Annotated in this window: 17 protein-coding genes; all 17 read right to left on the bottom strand. The window is 43.2% G+C overall.

What is annotated here, in order from left to right:
* Positions 1-6: 6 nt before the first annotated feature.
* A complete protein-coding gene (gene melA, locus DXC51_RS13805; protein WP_025491663.1) occupies positions 7-1320 on the bottom strand; it encodes an alpha-galactosidase in 1314 nt (437 codons plus the stop codon).
* A gap of 41 nt (positions 1321-1361) precedes the next feature.
* Entirely contained in the window at positions 1362-2723 is a 1362-nt protein-coding gene (locus DXC51_RS13800) for an ABC transporter substrate-binding protein (RefSeq protein WP_021634943.1), read from the bottom strand.
* 131 nt (positions 2724-2854) lie between these two features.
* Positions 2855-4495: a DUF5597 domain-containing protein gene (locus DXC51_RS13795; RefSeq protein WP_021634944.1), complete on the bottom strand. Its 1641-nt coding sequence runs from the start codon at positions 4493-4495 to the stop codon at positions 2855-2857.
* Positions 4496-4553: 58 nt separating this feature from the next.
* On the bottom strand, positions 4554-5051 hold the full coding sequence (locus tag DXC51_RS13790; protein ID WP_021634945.1) for an ureidoglycolate lyase: 498 nt from the start codon (positions 5049-5051) through the stop codon (positions 4554-4556).
* Positions 5048-5680, bottom strand: coding sequence for an RpiB/LacA/LacB family sugar-phosphate isomerase (locus tag DXC51_RS13785; protein WP_021634946.1), 633 nt, complete (start codon positions 5678-5680; stop codon positions 5048-5050). The genes DXC51_RS13790 and DXC51_RS13785 overlap by 4 nt, the downstream gene beginning before the upstream one ends.
* The gene (locus DXC51_RS13780) at positions 5677-6648 is read right to left on the bottom strand and encodes a C-terminal binding protein (protein WP_021634947.1); all 972 of its coding nucleotides are present in this window, start codon (positions 6646-6648) and stop codon (positions 5677-5679) included. Before DXC51_RS13780 ends, DXC51_RS13785 begins: the two co-directional genes overlap by 4 nt.
* An 88-nt stretch (positions 6649-6736) precedes the next feature.
* Complete coding sequence (locus tag DXC51_RS13775; RefSeq protein ID WP_021634948.1) at positions 6737-7588, bottom strand: class II fructose-bisphosphate aldolase; 852 nt, start codon at positions 7586-7588, stop codon at positions 6737-6739.
* A 142-nt stretch (positions 7589-7730) separates the two neighbouring features.
* Complete coding sequence (locus DXC51_RS13770; protein WP_021634949.1) at positions 7731-9167, bottom strand: L-fucose/L-arabinose isomerase family protein; 1437 nt, start codon at positions 9165-9167, stop codon at positions 7731-7733.
* A complete protein-coding gene (locus tag DXC51_RS13765) occupies positions 9164-10156 on the bottom strand; it encodes a carbohydrate kinase family protein (protein ID WP_021634950.1) in 993 nt (330 codons plus the stop codon). Before DXC51_RS13765 ends, DXC51_RS13770 begins: the two co-directional genes overlap by 4 nt.
* A 24-nt stretch (positions 10157-10180) precedes the next feature.
* A complete protein-coding gene (locus DXC51_RS13760) occupies positions 10181-11017 on the bottom strand; it encodes a carbohydrate ABC transporter permease (protein ID WP_021634951.1) in 837 nt (278 codons plus the stop codon).
* Positions 11017-11892 carry a carbohydrate ABC transporter permease gene (locus tag DXC51_RS13755; RefSeq protein ID WP_021634952.1) on the bottom strand — a complete coding sequence of 292 codons (876 nt, stop codon included), beginning with the start codon at positions 11890-11892 and terminating at the stop codon, positions 11017-11019. The genes DXC51_RS13760 and DXC51_RS13755 overlap by 1 nt, the downstream gene beginning before the upstream one ends.
* A 131-nt stretch (positions 11893-12023) precedes the next feature.
* Positions 12024-12686, bottom strand: coding sequence for a FadR/GntR family transcriptional regulator (locus DXC51_RS13750; RefSeq protein WP_021634953.1), 663 nt, complete (start codon positions 12684-12686; stop codon positions 12024-12026).
* A gap of 51 nt (positions 12687-12737) precedes the next feature.
* On the bottom strand, positions 12738-13745 hold the full coding sequence (locus DXC51_RS13745) for a 2-dehydro-3-deoxygalactonokinase (protein ID WP_021634954.1): 1008 nt from the start codon (positions 13743-13745) through the stop codon (positions 12738-12740).
* Between the two features lie 35 nt (positions 13746-13780).
* Positions 13781-14437, bottom strand: a complete 657-nt coding sequence (locus tag DXC51_RS13740; protein ID WP_021634955.1) for a bifunctional 4-hydroxy-2-oxoglutarate aldolase/2-dehydro-3-deoxy-phosphogluconate aldolase — start codon at positions 14435-14437, stop codon at positions 13781-13783.
* Positions 14438-14920: 483 nt separating this feature from the next.
* Entirely contained in the window at positions 14921-15766 is an 846-nt protein-coding gene (locus tag DXC51_RS13735; protein WP_021634956.1) for a helix-turn-helix domain-containing protein, read from the bottom strand.
* Positions 15767-16055: 289 nt separating this feature from the next.
* On the bottom strand, positions 16056-18152 hold the full coding sequence (locus tag DXC51_RS13730; RefSeq protein ID WP_021634958.1) for a HelD family protein: 2097 nt from the start codon (positions 18150-18152) through the stop codon (positions 16056-16058).
* Positions 18145-18996, bottom strand: coding sequence for a helix-turn-helix transcriptional regulator (locus DXC51_RS13725; protein ID WP_025491662.1), 852 nt, complete (start codon positions 18994-18996; stop codon positions 18145-18147). The genes DXC51_RS13730 and DXC51_RS13725 overlap by 8 nt, the downstream gene beginning before the upstream one ends.
* Between the last annotated feature and the right edge of the window lie 20 nt (positions 18997-19016).

Raw genomic sequence — 19016 nt, 5'->3', positions numbered from 1 at the left:
TTTATGCTACTTGTATTCACCCAGATATTTTCTGTTTATCACGAAAAGTTCTTCACACATATCCCTTATTTCCTGTAGACTGCATACTGCTGAACAAAGAGGATCCATCTGTACGGCATTAATGACTTTTTCTTTGTCTTTTTCCATACAGGCTTCCACCACAAGATTTTCTATCTGTGCCGTTGTATTTACCAGAATTGCTATATTATCCGGCAGTTTTCCCACGAAAATTTTCTTTAAGCCGTCTCTGGTTGCCAGCATCGGAATTTCCACACATGCTTCCTTCGGTAAGTTGGTAATACATCCTTCATTTATTACATTTCCGTTAAATACAAATGGTTTTCTATCGCCGAATATTGCATTGAAAATATGTGCTGCATATTCTCCGCTGGATTCCAGATCAATTTCTTCTTCCTGCAGCCACTTATCAATATCTTCATATAAAGTTTTCTCTCTTTTGATTCTGTTATTGACAGCGAATGCATGTTCTCCAGGATTCCATCCGGTTCCATGGGTACAATACTTTTCTATCAAGTCTCTTCTCTTCCGAAACCAAGCACAATATTCTGAACTATGTCCTGAAGATTCTGTCACATAATAACCAAATTGCTGGAAAATTTCGTTTCTTACCTGCTCCTCATTCAAAATTTGAGGTTCTCGCATTTTATCTCTGAGAAGCGGATAGGCATCTTTTCCGTTCCACTTAAACTCCAAATAGAAAGCCTGATGATTAACACCTGCACAGGTATAATCAATTTCCTCAATCGGTGCTTCTATCCATCTGGCCAGCATATCTGCTGTATTTACCACGCTATGACAAAGTCCGGTTATATTAACGCTCGTATACTTCTGCATTGCACTGCACAACATTCCCATTGGATTCGTATAATTAAGAAGTACCGCATCGGGGCAGATCTCTTCAATATCCCTGCAAATATCCAGCATAAGAGGAATGTTTCTTAAAGCCCTGAAAATCCCTGCAACACTTCTGGTATCCCCCACATTCATACTGACACCATACTTATACGGAATATCTACTTCTGTTTTCAGAACATCATTTCCGCCGTTGTATACTGTACAGATAATCCCATCCGCACCTCTGAGCGCTTCTCTGCGATTCGTTGTCATCGTAATTACCGCCGGATTATGAAATGCATTGATGATTTTCTCTACAAATCTGCCCGAATACTCCAGTCTCTTCTCATCAATATCCATGAGACACAACTCGGCATCCCGAAAAGCTTCAATTCCCATTAAATCTTTCACCAGATTTCTTGTAAATACCAAGCTTCCGGCACCGACAAACGTAATTTTTTTCATAATCAATACCTTGTTCATTTAATTATGTACTGGTTAACAGGTCATTTTTCCATCTGCGCTTCTGCATAACAGGAATCAAACCCTTCCTGCATATATTTCCCAACTTCAGGTACAGGCGTATTGTTTAAAAGCATAGAAGTAGCTTCACACATGGAATTCCACACACCATTGGGCAGATATTTTCTGTCAAAAATATTATCATAATAGATATCTTCGCCATAAGCTTCTATAACCTCCTGATGCAATTTTCCAATCAGAGAGTCATCCGGAGTACTTTTTAACCCCGCAGTACCACCGTCAAAAGCAAAGAACCTGCCCGCCACTTCAGGCTGAGCCAACCAGTTAAGAAAATCTTTACATTCTGCCTCATATTCTGTGTCTTTCCAAATACCAAAGGTAGTTCCTTCAGATATACACATGGATGCTCCGCCGTCTTCTGTCATTGCCGGAAAAGGCAGGAGTCCCAGATTGGCATCCGGATAATAAGACAATGCGGACGCAATATTAGCCGTATTTCTGAAATAAAAAGCGCCGGTTCCATTACCAAGCATCTTATGCCCGCCAGGCTGATCCTGTGTTAAATAATCAGCATTATAAAAATTATTATCACGCCACTCCAGCATCTTTTCAAAACAGGGAGCCCATTCTTCCGTAATATTTATTGTACCATCCAAATGAGAATCCAACTGAGCATGAGACGGGCTTGTTGGTGTTGCAAACTGCATAAACAGCAAAGGATTTAGCACAGAACCCGCACTTCCAGAATCCATACCTGATATGATTACTGGTGCAAATCCTGCATCACGAATTTTTACGCAGGCAGCGTCAAAGTCATCCATTGTTTTTAACTTTGTCCAGTCTACCCCCGATTGTTCCAAGACATCCTTGTTAAAACAAATACTGGATAAAACAATGGAGATGGGCAGAACATAGAATTTTCCGTCTTTATCCTGTATTACGCCTTTTGCTGCATCTGAAACATCGGATGCCCAGTTCTCACCACTCAGATCCATCATATACTCACTATAACGAATGACTGACCAGCCGTGAGTCATCCACATATCCGGAAGATCATTATTAGCCATTCTTACTTTAAGCTGAGATTCATATTCCTGCCCGGGGGCAACAATATCGAACTTTACTCCAGTCTCTGCCGTATATTCATCCGCCACTTCCCGGAATTTAGCGAGAACTTCATCCGTCCATGTCACAGCAAGCTCCAGTGTCACATCAGATTTTGCAGTTTCTTCCATTTCATTCTGTTTTTCACTTTCCTCTACTGATGCTTTCCCTGCGCCATCTGGCTCTGCTGCCGTTTCTCCGCTCTGTCCACATGCGCCAAGCATCAGGCTGAAACATGTGGTAACACATAAAAATAATGCGATCCATTTCTTTCCTTTCATTTTTTTCCCTCCTGTTTTCTTTACTTACATTTCCTTGTTTCCTATATAAATCCCATTGCCAAACTAATCGGCAAACAACTGATCTATGCATAGTGGGCCCTCAGCTATGCACGGAGCATCAATCGTGGGTTTTATATTTTCATCAGTTCAATTCTCAGCACATTACTGTCCCACTGCGCATAGGTACCATGACGTGTTTCATCCCCTGTCCGAACCACATCAGGAAAATATCTTCCTGTTTCATCAAAATGTCCTTCCGTCACACTCAGATATTCTGCATTTGTAGAAAAATTTTTCCCTGAAACTGTCACAGCACTTAGTGAACCATCCGCCTCTTCTTCCTGAAGAAAGTAAATACGGAACTTATGTCCCACCACATAAAAAACATTTTCACTTTCCTGAAGCAGCAATCCTCTGCATGGTTCCCCCTTATTTCCCAATGTTTCTTCCCAGCAAGCTTCTTTATGCAGAAAATCCATTCTGTAAAACTGATCCATCGTTCCCTCAAAACTCACATAAGCTCTCCATCCTCCTAAAAGCCCTTCTATGAGGGCAGAAGGTTCTATACCCCTGCGGTGAATCCCATGGATCCTGTCTGTTCCCGTATATTCTGGAAGCACTGGAACCACATTCCTGATCATATGGAACGAATGCTTCATACTGATACCTTCTTCCGTATTCAGTTCTTTTTGATCATCTGTCAGTAGACTTTCCCCTCCAAAAATATGGTAACCAATGGAACCATAATCCCCGATTCCCTCAAACATCATTCCGCTATTGAATACAGAGCGGGATGATTCCGGCACATAGAGCGGGAATCCTTTTTCCGGATGAGAATATGTTTTCAAAACATCCAGATAACCAGTCACCTCCTGCAGATAAATATCCGGTGCGATATTGTCCAAATGTGTACAAACCGCATAATAAATATCAAGATTGTTCTGGCGTGGCGTCCCTGAAGGCCAATCTACACCAGCCAGCCCCCTCCCCTCATTCAGCCAGGCATTCGTGTAAAGAAAAATATCATATATTTCCTTTCCTGCCCTGGCAATTTCATCGATATAGGCTGCCACAGCCCATGTCGTTACCCATTCCCCCCCTGCAGCGCCAAATACTTCCGTCCAGTTTCCATTGCTCTTCTCCCCCTGCCTTAACCATTCTTTTGCAAGGTAGCAGCTGGGATTTTCTTTACAATACGTAATCAGTCTTTCCGGAACATTCTCTTTAAATGCTTTATCACCAAATTTACTGAAGTCCCTACGCGTTGCGGAATGCATACCTGCCTCATTTTCAATCTGCACTCCGATTACCGTATTGAATTCTTGATCAAATCTTTTTACCACCTCTAAAAGCCGGCAAAATGCTTTCCTATCTGCTTCCAAATTTTCTGGACAATGAGGGGAAAGATTATGCGTTTTCCTGCCATCCTTTAGTTCTGCACGGGGAAACCTCTCGGTATCTTTCTTTACCCAGGATGGAGTATATTCCATTGTTCCATTTTTCCAGGTTCCAAACCAAAGCAGAATCAATTTCAGGTTATTCTCCCTCGCCTGACTGATAATATCTGTAACAAAAGCTTCTCGAAATGCACCCTCCCGCGGCTCAAACAGTTCCCATGAAACGGGGACAGCCACCGTATTCGCTTCTATTTTTTTTGCAGCATTCCAGGAATACTGCAGGTATTCCGGTGTACTGCTGCTGGAGTTATGAGTCTGAATTCCCAGGGAATAGAATGGCTTTCCCTGCACAGTAAAAAAAGTTTTTCTTTCCATACCACATTCCTCTCTGCTCTATTTACGATAATGTAATTACTGATTAAGGCTGCAGTTATTATGTCAAAATAATCTGAATTTTTTCCTGTTCAGGAAATTGTAACGTCTGGCAGTCATTTGCATAGGTACGTTCTGGAAGCACCGTCAGTACATGTATTGGCTTCTCTCCTTTTACAAACGGCGCAGCATGCCATACGCCTGGATTAATCACCGTCATAGTTCCCTTCGGTACCAGGAAAATCTCGATCTTATCATACGGAACCGTCTCCTTCTTTCCCGCCGGAGCTACATGAATCAAAATATCACCATCCAGCGGCATGAATGCCTCCCCGGTATAACTGTGATATTCAAACTTTTCGGCAATCAGCGGTCTCGGTGAAATCTGTGTCACTGAAAATGCAGGATTCTTTCCATTGAAATCTACTTTAAGAATATCCCGATAAAACTCAACCGGAGGCGGTCCGAGCCGTTCTGTATCCATGATTACCATGCTGTGATATGTTCCGAATTTATGGAAATTCCCCGGATTAAGTACATTTACGTTTTTCGTTTTCATTGCTTCTCATACCATTCCTTTATCTTCTTTTTTAGTACGCTTTCCGGAGCCTCCTCTATCATGTCCCTGATTCCCGGGAAAAGTAATGCTTTTTTCAATATTGTCTCATCCATAGTATCTACAATTTCTTCCATGGACTTATGTGCGTTCAGGGAAAGGTTATTCAATATCTTTCTTAAATCGGCCTGAAATTCTTTTCTTGTTTCAGGATAACCGCCGCCATATGTGTCGTTAAAAAGCTTTTCAAATATGTATTTTAGGTTAATGTCACCGCCTACTCCTCCATAACCTTTGTTTAACGGCAGCGATACACAATTCCCCGCATTGATTCTGGAATAGAGGAAAGCATCTGTAGGATCGGTCAGAAGGCCACAAAACGTACCTGGATACTGGAGAAGAGCATTCATATATCCCTGGCCAGTCCCACAACCTCCAACAACGAAATCAACCGCCTTTAGATTCAGTGCCAGTGCCGATAAAAATGCCGTCTCCAGATAGTTCAGCTGTGGTTCACCCTCAAGATCCTTCATTCCGAGATTCACAGGTTCATATCCCAGTTCTTCCAGTGCCTTTAGTACATCGCCATTTCTATTTTTTGTACTGAATTCATTGATAACCGCTATTCTCATTTCTTTACTACCTTCCTTTCAAGATATTTTACAGGATAATGAATCGGTTCTCCTTTTGCAAAGCGTACTGCCTCCTGTGCTGCCTTTCTTTTCAGTTCCTTTTGCGCTTCTTCTGAATACCATGCCATATGCGGTGTTACAATCAGATTTTTCAGTCCAAATAGCGGAGAATCCTTGCTTACCGGCTCTCCAATCATACAGTCCAACGCCGCGCCGGCTATCTCTCCGTTTTCAAGAGCTTGCTTCAAATCTGCTTCATTTACGATCCCGCCTCTGGCCACATTTATCAACACTGCGCTGTTTTTCATTTTTTTGAAAGCCGCCGCTCCAATCAGATTTTGATTTTCCTCGGCCGGACAATGAATGGATATAATATCCGACTTTACAATCAGTTCATCCATGGAAACAGCAGATACGTACTTTTTAGTTTCAGAAGTTGGCTTGTAGTATGGATCAAAGCCTATAACATGAAATCCGATTGAATGCATTTTTTCTGCAAAGTTCCTTCCAATCCTTCCAAGACCGATTACTCCTACAGTCATTTCACTGAACCTGTGTATTGGGATCGCTTTTGTATAATCCCATTTGTCTTTCTTTGTTAGCTCATTCATTTCCATAATTTTTCTTATCATGGAAAGAGCCAGTGAAATTGCGTGATCCGCTACTTCATTCATTCCATAGTCCGGCACATTCCCGACCTGAATTCCATATCGCGCGGCCGCTAGAACATCCACATTATCCACTCCTACGCCATACCGAACCACAAACTTCAGTCTCGGACAATTCTGCATTACCTTTTCTGTGATATGCGCATACTGAATGATAAAAATATCCGCATCCTGGCAATTTGCAATTACATCATCTTCTGTTGTTACATCTTTTAAGTCCACACTAATTCCAGCCTCAGAAAATATGCTTTTCTCAATATCGATATTATCATGGTCACAATCTGTAATTACCACTTTCATCCTTGCTCCTATCTGCACGCCAAAGGCGTATGTACAAATCAAGGATGTTGAAAGTTATTTTTCTTTCAACATTCATTCCCTGTCTCTTTCAGGCCTTTCCATCTGCCATACATGTCCTGATCCAACGTTTTACTTCTTCCTTCACCGCATTTACCGCAGGTTTCATCAATTCTGTCGTATAGATCGTCGGTCCTTCCCGGTCTAGAACTTCTTTCACTGTGCTTAGATACGTATATTTGATAATAGTACCTACATTCACCTTATTAATTCCATTTCTGATCGCACGTCTCACATCTTCCTCTGGGATTCCTGTCCCTCCATGCATCACAAGTGGAAGTTCTAACGCTTCATTCACCTCTGCAAGTCTTTTGAAATTAATTTCCGGTTTTCCCTGATAAAAGCCATGTGCTGTTCCGATTCCCACAGCCAGAATATCCAGACCTGACTTCTCTGCTAGTTCCACAGCATCTTCTACTCGAACCAAAAAATCATCTTCTGTATAATTCCCCTCTTCAGTACGTCCCTTAATCATACCAATCTCCCCTTCTACGAAAACACCGCGGGGTCGGGCATAATCCACTACCTTTTTCACCCTCTTAATATTCTCTTCCAAAGTCTCTTTAGAGGCATCGAGCATTACCAGGGAATAGTTTTCATCACAGGCTTTCTGTGATACCTGAACTTCTGTAGAATGATCCAGATGCAGATAAACTGGTACCTTTGCACTTTCCGCAAGTGCTTTTGCCATTGCACCAACTACATGCATTCCCAGAGCGTCATTTACTTTGGGCAATGCCGCCGCGATCACCGGCGAATGCATCTCCTCAGCCCCCTTTACGATCGCTTCCAAATCCCAGATATCTGAGAAATTAAAATGTGGAACTGCATAGCCTCCCTCATCGGCTTTTTTTAATTGTTTCATAAGCGTTTCTTTTTTCATGTTACTCCTCTCTGCGCATCTCCGGCGCGCGTTCAAATAATATAGTGAGAATCAGAAGAACACACCTCCCACCTTCTCCCAATATGCAGCTTAAACGCTCTTAGTTCCCGTCCTTCACGGCCTTAGAAATTCTTCTCACACTTCACATCAGAAAATCTCTTATTTCCTTTTCATCAGGTTTTACTGGATCAGCTTCCAACTCCGGTATGTATTTGCAAGCTTCCCAGATTCTCGGCGCCACTTTCCCGTAGACACCAACACAATGGTGAATATATGGGCCTTCCATAAATCGTCTCTCCCACAGCGGCCAGTTGTCAAATTCTGCCCATAGATAGGTTCCGAATGTCTTAGGACCATCTACTCCGCGGCCGTGTCCGAACAGGCAGGAATACTTACCATTGCCGCCATCAAAGCGTACTACTGTGATATCGTCATGCTTCAGTTCCCATTGCCCCACAGCGGCTGTTTTTCTATTGAAATGAAGCTCAATTTCTGCATCTGGATCGTCTGACAATACTCTTGGGAATACACCGCAATGCCAGAGAAGTTCTGCATTGTCATTAACGGGATGTCGAATGGTGAGATCCGCTAAAAACGTTGCGCTACTATATCTGGCTGCCGCGGCAGCGATAACTGATGAAACCGCCCCATGAATATCTGATTCACAGACGACTGGTATCCCCTCTCCAGTCAGCTCTGAAAAAGTAAAGCAGACAGATATTCCTGCTACGGTAGCCATAGGCTTCCAACACTCCGCTGACACAGCTGACAAATGATTATCCTCACACCATTTTTTAATAGTTAGTTTCAGATTAGCCATCTTTGTCCAAATATCTTCACTATATTTATTTTTAGGAAACCTTTCTTTAAGTGAATCAACCTCTTCCCGTACCAAATGGTTATTTTCTGTGAGATTTATCTTTAACATCTCATCCAATGTCGCCAATGTAATCGGATGAATCTCAATTCCGAATTTTTCCATCAATTCTCTCTCGTTAGCTTTTACACTCCAAAAAGCATCTGGCCTTACACCGATTTGTCCGATTCTTAAATGATTAAGAGCCTTTACAATGGATACAGCCCCCAGGAAGTTCTCAAATCCTATGTCAAACTTTTTATCTGTCATCCAACAATTGGATATATAGGTATATTTAACCCTAAACTGCTGCAGTACCTTTGTAAGTGCAAACATTCCGCATTGAGCATCCCGCAGTCTGTCCCCATTTTCATCCGGCGCCTCATCTCTCGGCCCCCAGACCAGTACCGGCTTTCCAACTTCTCTTGCCATTTTCGCCACAGCTTCCTCAGAACCAAAATTACAGAATGGGAAAAATACAGCATCCACTTTTTTGTTTTTAAATAACTCACTGGCGGCATTAACATCGGATACCTGAAACAGAAGCCCTTCTTTATTTATACTGTCCAGATTGACCCATTCCACATCTTGAAATTTTTTTACATATTCTTCCACTTCCTTTTTTATCCTGAGCGCCTCATCTGTACTGAAAGCCTTTGGAGTTGTAAGCACGCGGCGGGTAGGCGCAAAGCCTATTCGCAATGTTTTCCTATTCTCTTTCATTGTTGTTTCACTGCCTCCTTTACCAGTTTCTCCCCTTCTGGAGTCTGCATTAAAATATGGTTAATTGTTTCTATATACTCCCCTTCATCAGTAGCTCCCAGCCTTGATACAGCACGGGCCCCCGCCGCATTGGCATAAAGCACACTGTCGGTAAGTTTCCAGTCATTTAGAAGCCCATGTATCAGACCTGCCATAAAATTATCCCCCGCCCCCGTCGTATCAAGCACTGGGGACTTAAATGAAGGAATCAGCCCCTCAAATCCCTGCGTTAACAGATAACAGCCTCTTCCTCCCAGCTTAACGCCAACATGCAATGCCCCTCTATCAACAAAAAAATGGACGATATCTTCCGGTTTCTCCAGCCCGGACAGGTAAGAGGCTTCTTCATAGCTCGGGAAAAAATAATCCGTATATTCCAGAAGATTTTTTATTCCTGCAAGCCCTATATGAAAAGCATCGTATTTTGTATCAAGAACCGTAGCTGTTTTTCCTTCTCGTGCTTTCCGGAATAGTTCGATACTTGCCTCCCTGTCAAAAGACGGCATCGAGTAAAGTCCACCTATACTTACAATCTTTGCCTGCTTTGCCGCTTCAAAATTGATATCCTTTCCTCCAAAGTTTCGCAGACACCCTTTAAATGTACAAAACCGCCTCTGCCCTCCCGGATATACCATAACGATACAGGAACTTGTCCCAATCTCCTTATCCAGAGCAACCAAAGAGGTATCTACCCCTCTTGCCTTCATCTGATCCAACACCATATTTCCTGTTACATCATCTGCGACCTTGGATATCAACGCTGTTTTATGCCCCAGCGCCGACAAAACTGTCGCCTGGTTAAAAGCGTCACCGCCGCACATGACCGTAATCTCCTCCACCTGCATGGTATCCCCGCCTTCAAATTTTTCAGGAAACGGATGTACCACAATGTTTCCCAATGCAAGACCAACGCAAAGTACATCATATTTCTTTTCTTCTCCACCCTTCATGATTTTGTCACCTCGTAATCATTTCTATTTAACAGCGCTGTCAATTGCACCCTTTATAAAATATTGGTTGAGCAGTATATATGCCACTAATGCCGGTAACATTGCCACCGCACAGCAAGCTGCTGCCCCTTGAAAATTGGAACTTGTTGAAGAAAAATACTGTTTTACCATCAATACATTGGTATACAGCTCAGGCTTCTGCAGAATATAACTGGGATACAAATAATCGTTCCATGCCTGCACACCCTTTATGATTATTACCGACACTGTCACCGGCTTGAGCTGTGGAAGTATAATATATAGGAAACATTGAAAATAATTAGCCCCTTCTATCCTGGCTGCCTCATCCAAAGCTCGCGGAATAGACGTAATGTAATTGGTATATAAAAAAATTGAAAGAGGAAGCCCAAATGCCGCAGTAATCAAAATCAGTGCCCAAAGTGTATTAATCCCTCGAATGGCACTCAAAATTGAATATACACCCACCAATACCGACACCGCCGGTACCATCATAATGGCCAGGATTAAACTGCGGATAAATTCATTGAACCGTGTCTGTTTTCTGGCCAATGGATAAGCTGCCAAACATCCACAGAAAACTTCCACCGTAACTGTCCCTATCGTCACGATTAAGGTGTTTTTATAGGCATTAAGCATATTATTTTCTTTAAGAACCTTTATGTAATTATCAAAGTAAATATAGTTGGGCCAGGTCAGACGGGAAGCCAAATCTGTAGGCTCCTTCAAAGACATTTCAATCAATACATACAATGGCATCATTGTCAAAAAAACAAGAATTAAGCCTAAAATGTATTTCCACCAATGCTTTCTAATATATTTTTTCCATGTTTTCCCTATCATTAATATTCCACCTCCCTTTTCCTGAAGTATCTGTTTGTGACACTGGAAACCAGCATAATAAATACAAACATAAACACCCCAATTGCTGAAGCATACCCGGCCTTTTCCAATCTGAAATAATTTAGCGTTATAAAAGTAGAAAGTGAATGTGTATCATGCCCGGGTCCTCCGTTTGTTAAGGAAACAATTACATCATTTAGTTTCAGACTTCCGATCAGATTAACAATTACTGCAGATGTAATCGCCGGAATCAGCAAAGGCATGGTTACATAACGAAAACGCTGTATGGCAGTAGCGCCGTCCACTTCAGCAGCTTCATAATATAATGCAGGAATGCCTTGAAGCCCTGCCAGATACAGAACCATGGCATTGCCATAATACTGAATACTGTTGACAAGCAGAATGATAATCCTCCCTCGTGAGGAATCTGCAAGCCAGTCCACCGGTTTCCGTCCAAACCAGCCCAAAATCTCATTAAGTATTCCTCCATCATACTGTAGGAAATAATACATAATGTAACCCATGATAAGACCGGATATCATGATTGGAAGATAAATAAATGTCCTAACTGCCGTATGTCCTTTAAACTTAGAGTCTACAAGCAGCGCTGTAGCCAATCCGAATATATTCTGCAGGATCGTGGAACCGAACCCATACAACAATGTATTTAGAAATACTGTCCGCATACTTCTGTCGGACAACATATTAACGTAATTATCAATTCCCACAAATCTCCTATTCTGAGAATATCCGTTCCAGTTATAAAATGAGAGCCGCAATCCATTAAACAATGGAAAGGCTATAAAAAACAACATCAACACTAATGCAGGTAAATAGAACAGATTTAAACTGTTTTTCCTTAAAAATTTTTTCATGACATACCCCTTTCATTACCAATTTTTGCCAATTCTTCATACAACTTAACTTTCTATAAAATTAAGTTGTATGACAAGTTAGAACAAAAAAATTCCCATATGCATACCTCTCCTGTTCTTTTTCCTTCCACCTACACTTTTGCGCTGTCCAGCAGATGCTTCTTCATACAACGGGCCGCTTCTCTTCCATTCCCTTTTTCAAGTTCAAGCAATATCTTCCGATGCCATTCCACCGCAGTAGAGAACTTATCTTCTGTATTAAACGCATGATGCTGAGATTCAATCTGTCCCATAATATATTCCATGCTTCGTACGATTAGATCATTTCCTGTCGTTTTCAGTATTTCTTTATGAAAAGCAATATCTTCATTGATAAAAGCTTCCCTGTCGGATATACTGTTCATCATATTTACAAGATGGATTTTCATACGATTCAAAGCGTCCTCAGTCATACGCTGTGCTGCCAGCCTGCAGCTCTCTCCCTCAATAATAATACGAAACTCAACAAGCTGCTCCACACTTGTATTATTATACAACGTTTTTAATTTCTGCTCGATATCACTGATGGGCTTCGTTTTAACAAATGTTCCCTTGCCCTGAAAGCTTTCCAGCACGCCAACCGCAATCAAATGCTGAATCGCGTAACGGACGCTTGCCCTGCTTACAGAAAGGCATGCAGTCAGCTCGTTTTCAGAACTGATTTTATCACCTGGTTTCCAGGTTCCGTCCATAATCTTCTGTTTTAAATAGTCCACTACATCTTCGGTTACATTTTTATGTTCTGATGAACTCATTCGTTTGACGTCACTTCCTTTTTATTTTTTATAAAACATTCAAACCACCTATCATATAATATTTGATTTTAATGCCACAAGATATGCCCCAAGAGCCGCTGTTGCATTCTCTTCTTCCGAGACAAAACTACGGATTTCCCCACCCACGCCTTCAAACTTCAGAATATCAACCAGTGCCTGTCTGAGAGGATTCTTCCCGCACACAATAATATCCATATTTTCATATATTTTTATAGCATCCGAATTTTGAATCGCCTCAATATCCCCCTGAAGACTTGCCCCAAGAATATAATTTGCAATTTTTCTTGTATCTGTCTCTGCAAAAAGATTCAGTATCCTTCCAGAAAAACAAGCTCTGCCCAGTCCTGTCTTTCTGGCATTTCGATATCCGGCCAAAAGCCATTTTCTATCATAGGATTCTTCTTCCACATATTCTCGGCTAACTGATTTCGCCAAAATTGTATTATTTGTAATAGAAGCAAGAATTTCTCCTGAAATAGATGTCAGACATCCTTCAATCTTTCCCTTATCGTTTATAGAGACAAATTTATTGTGTGAACCCGGAAGAACTAAAAGCATGGGCTTTCCACTGAAATATCGATCAATCACCGCAACACTTTCCACTTCCTCACCACGCATAATATCCATTGCCTCATAATTGTCTAGGCTTATATCTGCTATTGCATTCTTTATTCCCGGAATAAAATAAATCGGCAGCGGACATATTTCTTCAAGCTTCACCGGAACAACTGCACGAGCCAGTTCCTCAAGTCCTGCCGGTGCTGTCAGATGGGGTATTTCCACAAGTCCCACATCTGATGTAATCATACCGCTGGCAATAATTCTGTAAACCTGATCATACCCCAAATGTTCTGCAGCTAGCAAGTTTTCCAGGCACTCCTTAACCGCAGCTTTCAGTTTTTGGTTATTTCCGTCAATAGCTGTATTTCTTACGCCTACACCTCGCCGCTCCTCCGCCATCTTTTTATTCGTATTATCCCACAAAATACAACGTGTATTCGTTGTCCCCCCATCAATTGTTATCACATAATTCTTCATCAGCTTATCCCCCCGCAACTCATACCTTACTCTTATTATAAGGCATTCTCTCTTATATTTCGTACATACTCTCTGGCATTACTGGTTATTTTTTCAAAATCTCCACAAGCAATTACTTTTCTGTCTGCCAGATTGCTGCCCACTCCAACACAACAGCATCCCGCATTAAGGAAATCAGTACAATTTTCAGGCGTCACATTTCCCACCGCCGACATGGCTATATGTTTTAACGGACTGCGAACTGACTTTATATACTCTATGCCCAATATTCCAGCAGGAAATAACTTTACAATATCAGCTCCTGCTTCATAAGCCATTACGACCTCTGATGGAGTGAATGCTCCGGGCATGGAAACTAATCCTAATTGCTTCGTTTTTCGAATTACAGCACAGTTTGTGTTCGGAGAAATAATATAAGCAGCGCCAGCCCTGGCACACTGCCAAACCTCTTCTTCGCTCAAAACGGTTCCGGCTCCAACACATAGTTCCTCTCCAAATTCCTTTTTGAGCAAAGTAATTAATTCATATGCATTCCTTACAGAGCCGGCTGTACTGTGATCCAGAGCAATCTCAAGACAGCTTATGCCGCCTTTTTTAATCGCCCGTGCCATATCCAGGATGGCATCCCGTTCAATTCCTCTGATAATCGCAATAATTTTTTCTTTAAAAATCAGATTTAATGTCCGCTCCATTTTGTTATACCACCCTTTCAATTGACTGACAAGTAATACAAGTTTTAATCTCAACAGTATTTACAACTTATATGTAGTATATATCACATTAGACATCTTTTTACAACAAATTAGTCCCAAAAAAATAAAATATGGCTATTTGCACAATTTTTGCTTAATTAGTCGAGAAAAATCCAAAGTTCTTTATTCATTTTTTCTCAACTTGTCATACATATTATCATTTAAATTAATAATTAATGTATTACCTTTTCCATTCCATCCACTCGAATTATTTCTCTCAAGAACGTTGGCAAAATATATAGGCACTAAACACAACAGAATACAACACTCCAAAGCCTCCCTGCAAGTTTTGTTGATATCAACTATAATATAAAAATACTCCTTTTGAATAAGAATCTTAATATTTTGATTCTAACTCAAAAGGAGACTCTTCTTTCCTGAGACAAATATTTTTATACTATCTACCTGGCTGAAACACTCTCGTTATCCCAGGCTTTCCTGAATAAATTCACTCAGCACATTAGTATCCACAAAAGCTATAGTATTTTCCAGATCCTTTATCCGCTTGTCCCGAAGCAATCTTATGGCAAGCTCATTCAGATACTTTTTGTCCAAAAAGGGGGCTATAACATCAAAATCATGACCGCCTCTTTCATATTCTTTTTCAGCAATTTCCTGAAGGATTTCCCTTGGAATAAACGGCAGAATATCCTCCACTCCGGCAAGTCCATCATTTTCATAAATCATGCCTGCAAGCTCACCCATGCTGCTTCTTTCTATAAACGGCGCAATATCTTCTATATTTTTTCTGTCTGCTATCATCATTTTTACGGTATCGACGATAACCTTCTGCTCCAGGAACGGAGCCGCATCCTCGATATCATCATACCTGCCGTTTTCAGCCGCCCTGTATGCCAGCTTATTTATCGTATCCTGGTTAATGAAGGGCAGCAATTCAGTCATTTCTCCCAGTTCAAATTCCTGCTTTGCATTCTCCACAATTCTTTCAATCTGAGCCGGCTGTAAAATAGGGGCAGCCTCCTTCAGTTCTTCTGCAGCTACCAGCGTATTTCCTAAAAACTCTTCTATATCTCCCTCAATTATATTGGTAATCAGCTCTGATTTTTTTCCCAGCAGTTCATCAATACTAATGCCAAACAGCTCCGCAAGCTCAGGCAGCTTCGAAATATCCGGCATGGAGTTTCCCCTTTCCCAGTTGGACACTGCCTGAAAGCTGATATTCAGTCGATCCGCCAGCTCCATCTGTGTCATATTACTGACCTTTCTGAATTCTGAAATTTTCCTGCCTATTTCCTTCGTATCAAACATATTTTCTCCCTTTCCTCTGATAGTTTCCTTTCCGTTGATAGTTTTCTTTCCACTAACATTTTTTCACTGACAGTTTTCCGTCCGCAGCATTATCGTATCAAATCCCAACCGCCTTTTCCAACAAGTAATGGTTGAATACAGTTAAAAACATCCATTCAAATATCAGTTGAATCAGTTGAACCGCAGGCAAATCCCTCCCGTCCACCATCCAATGTCATAAGCTCCATCCACGCTGCAATCCATAATAGCTTCTCTTCCCACTGCCTCCTTGCCGCATCCTTGTCTCTCCCTATTTTCCCCTGTCACCAAACTCCGCCAACTCCCCCACCCCAATCACCGTCAGCCTGTGCATAGCTCGTGTACACGCAACATAAAGCAGCCCTCTGTCAAACTCGGCCCCATACGTATTTTTATCCGCATCCGCCACCACCACTTCGTCAAATTCCAGCCCCTTCGCCATCCGCACCGACGTTATGGATACCCCGTCGGAAAACCCGGTGCTTTCCGGGGATATCAGCGTCACTTTACACTGTCTTGCCAGGGCATCATACATCGCCTCCGCCTCCCTGTCCGTTTTCAGGATAATGCCCATGGAAGCGCTCTTCCCCATTTCCCTTCGTTCCTCAAAGCTTTGCACCTCTTCTCTGATTATGCCTATCTGCGCCTGCCTATCTCCACAGGCAATTACCTGAGGTTCCTCTCCGTGCCGTTCCATGGCTTCCAGCAGATCGTTGGGGCAGATGCGCCTGGCAAAGGAAATGATTTCATAAGTGGAGCGGTAGCTTTTATTCAGCATCACGAATTCGGCGCTTTTGTACATCCGCCGGATATCCTTCAGCGTGTGCAGATGGTCTGGGTTCAGGCGCTGGCCGAAATCGCCCAATATGGTTTTGTGACAGCGAAACATTTCATTGAGGACGGCATACTGTACCGGCGTATAATCCTGCATCTCATCTATGACCAGGTGCTTTGTCACTCCGCTTTGCTTCAACCCTTCAAATGCGGCACGCAGGTACAGGAAGGGATAGACATCCGCCCATTCCAGCGTCCGGGGGGCAGGCATGGCAAACAACCCGGCAATTCCCATTTTTTCATAGAAATCACGGTATAGCGCCAGAGAATCCTTTATGGTAAGCATATTCATCAGGCTTTTTTCTATTGCCGCTGCACGCGGCAGTTCTTCCCCTCTGATATTTTCCGTCTGCATACGCTCCCGGATATCCCCGGCAGTCAGCGCAAGGCGCTTTTTTACCGGGAATTTTGTGTAGGCTAAAAATCGCTTCCGGATCCATTCCTTCTCCACAAAGAAACGGCCCCAACGGTAATCCTCCGGCAAAAAAACAGTGTAAGGCAGCTGTCTGCGGTATTCCTCAAGAAGTCTTACGAATTCCAGGGTTGATTTGTACCGCACCCGTTCCCGGAATTTTTCATCCTTCGTATCCAACGGATCGCTTTCCGGCACGAAGCCGATAACGCCCTCCAGCTGCAGCTGTGCAAGCTCGGCAAAACCCAGTTCGAAAATAGGCTCCTCTCCCAGCTCAGGAATAACGTTTGCTATGTAATCGCCGAAAACCCGGTTGGGCGAAATTATGGTCACGTTGCGCGAGCTTAATTCCTTTTGGAAGCGGTAAAGCAAAAAGGCGATTCTGTGAAGGGCAATGGAGGTTTTCCCGGAACCCGCGACTCCCTGGATGATGAGGGTTTCCGTCTTTTCGTTCCGTATGATCCGGTTTTGTTCCTTCTGGATTGTGGCTATGATGGATTTCATTTTTTCATCCGAGGTTGCGCTCAGTTCCTTCTGAAGCACATCGTCCTGCACATTCAGGGAGCTTTCCAGCGCGTACTCCATCACACCGTCTGTGATTTTAAACTGCCGTTTTCTCGTGAGCAGCCCCGTGATCCTGCCTGCCGGGGCCTCGAAAGAGGCCGGTCCGTTTTCATAGTCATAAAACATGCCTGATACCGGGGCGCGCCAGTCATATATCAGTGGCTTCTTCTTATATTGAAAGCCAAAGCGGCCGATATAATAGATTTCATCCGCAGGGCTGCCGTCCTCTCTGAAGTCTATCCTGGCAAAATAGGGGGACTCCTTCAGTCTGGCGATTCTGTCCCTCACTCCTGCGGCAAAAGCGCCTGTCCTGTCGGTCTGTTTTAAAAGAAGTTCGTTCTGGAACATTTCATGCGGGTCGATCTCGCCCCGGTTGTCCGCCATGTAGCGTTTGGCCTCCCTGTATTCCTGTTCCAGCCTGTCTGCATTTTCTCCCGCTTCCGCAAGCGCCTCCTCCAGCCGTTCCAGTGTCTGTGCCAGGTGGATCTGCTCCTCAGGGAAAGGGAGGGGCTTCTCCTGCCGCCTGCACGTTATTTTTCCCCCGCTGTCTTTATGCATCGCCTGTTTCCTCCTTCTTCAGCACAAACCGCTGCGTCGGATAGCCGAATTCCACCAGCAGCTCCGCCTCTGCGAAGCCCAGCCCCTTGATTTCACGGCGCTGTCCGGTGTCCGCCTTATCCCCCTCCCGGTACGTGGTGATGCTGATTTCCCTGCCCTTTGCCAGCTCGTCCATCACCTTATTAAGAAAAACCCTGGGAATGCCCATTTTCCGGTAAAACGGATGGGTTCCCATAAAATCAATATTTCCTGTCTCAGTGTCAAAAAGCAGGATTCCCACGGCGATACCTCCGTCCTTCAGTATCAGCGCCTGTCCTGCACGGATTTTTTCCTGCAGGATCCGGATATATTCTTCCTCATCCAGGCAGGGAAAGCCATCCACCACAAGGCGAACCAGCTCCATCCAGCAGGGAATGTCGGTTTCTTGGGCAAAAGCGGCCTCCCATGGCCTGTTTTCCTTATTCTCCAGCATGCTGTAGCTCCCCTCCAGGCTGTATTTTAACTGCAGCGGGTAAAAACGTTCATTTTCCCGGTATCTGTTGGGCGGCATTTTATACAGGGCTGTAAAAATCCCGGTAAAGGCCTGCTGGCTCTCATACCCCGCCAGCAGCGCGATTTCCAGAATCGGCTTATCTGAAAAAACCAATAGCTTCGCCGCCTCCGTCAGCCGCCTTCTCTGTATGTAGTCATGCGCCGTCAGTCCCGTCATATCGGCAAACATCCGGTGCAGATGGTACTTGGAATAGTGGACGGCATCCGCTATGGTATCCAGGTCCAGTTTTTCGGTCAGGTGCGCTTCTATATATTCAATGACTGCCGTAATATTTTGTATATTCTTTTGCATGTTCTCCTCCTTCCGAAGCC

It is taken from the genome of Eisenbergiella massiliensis (assembly GCF_003435485.1).
Note: the sequence above shows the minus strand (reverse complement) of the source record. Positions and strands in the feature narration are given on the sequence as shown.

Coding starts and splice junctions, on each gene's coding strand:
- melA (WP_025491663.1), bottom strand. CDS start 1,320: ATGAAAAAAATTACGTTTGTCGGTGCCGGAAGCTTGGTATTTACAAGA.
- DXC51_RS13800 (WP_021634943.1), bottom strand. CDS start 2,723: ATGAAAGGAAAGAAATGGATCGCATTATTTTTATGTGTTACCACATGT.
- DXC51_RS13795 (WP_021634944.1), bottom strand. CDS start 4,495: ATGGAAAGAAAAACTTTTTTTACTGTGCAGGGAAAGCCATTCTATTCC.
- DXC51_RS13790 (WP_021634945.1), bottom strand. CDS start 5,051: ATGAAAACGAAAAACGTAAATGTACTTAATCCGGGGAATTTCCATAAA.
- DXC51_RS13785 (WP_021634946.1), bottom strand. CDS start 5,680: ATGAGAATAGCGGTTATCAATGAATTCAGTACAAAAAATAGAAATGGC.
- DXC51_RS13780 (WP_021634947.1), bottom strand. CDS start 6,648: ATGAAAGTGGTAATTACAGATTGTGACCATGATAATATCGATATTGAG.
- DXC51_RS13775 (WP_021634948.1), bottom strand. CDS start 7,588: ATGAAAAAAGAAACGCTTATGAAACAATTAAAAAAAGCCGATGAGGGA.
- DXC51_RS13770 (WP_021634949.1), bottom strand. CDS start 9,167: ATGAAAGAGAATAGGAAAACATTGCGAATAGGCTTTGCGCCTACCCGC.
- DXC51_RS13765 (WP_021634950.1), bottom strand. CDS start 10,156: ATGAAGGGTGGAGAAGAAAAGAAATATGATGTACTTTGCGTTGGTCTT.
- DXC51_RS13760 (WP_021634951.1), bottom strand. CDS start 11,017: ATGATAGGGAAAACATGGAAAAAATATATTAGAAAGCATTGGTGGAAA.
- DXC51_RS13755 (WP_021634952.1), bottom strand. CDS start 11,892: ATGAAAAAATTTTTAAGGAAAAACAGTTTAAATCTGTTCTATTTACCT.
- DXC51_RS13750 (WP_021634953.1), bottom strand. CDS start 12,686: ATGAGTTCATCAGAACATAAAAATGTAACCGAAGATGTAGTGGACTAT.
- DXC51_RS13745 (WP_021634954.1), bottom strand. CDS start 13,745: ATGAAGAATTATGTGATAACAATTGATGGGGGGACAACGAATACACGT.
- DXC51_RS13740 (WP_021634955.1), bottom strand. CDS start 14,437: ATGGAGCGGACATTAAATCTGATTTTTAAAGAAAAAATTATTGCGATT.
- DXC51_RS13735 (WP_021634956.1), bottom strand. CDS start 15,766: ATGTTTGATACGAAGGAAATAGGCAGGAAAATTTCAGAATTCAGAAAG.
- DXC51_RS13730 (WP_021634958.1), bottom strand. CDS start 18,152: ATGCATAAAGACAGCGGGGGAAAAATAACGTGCAGGCGGCAGGAGAAG.
- DXC51_RS13725 (WP_025491662.1), bottom strand. CDS start 18,996: ATGCAAAAGAATATACAAAATATTACGGCAGTCATTGAATATATAGAA.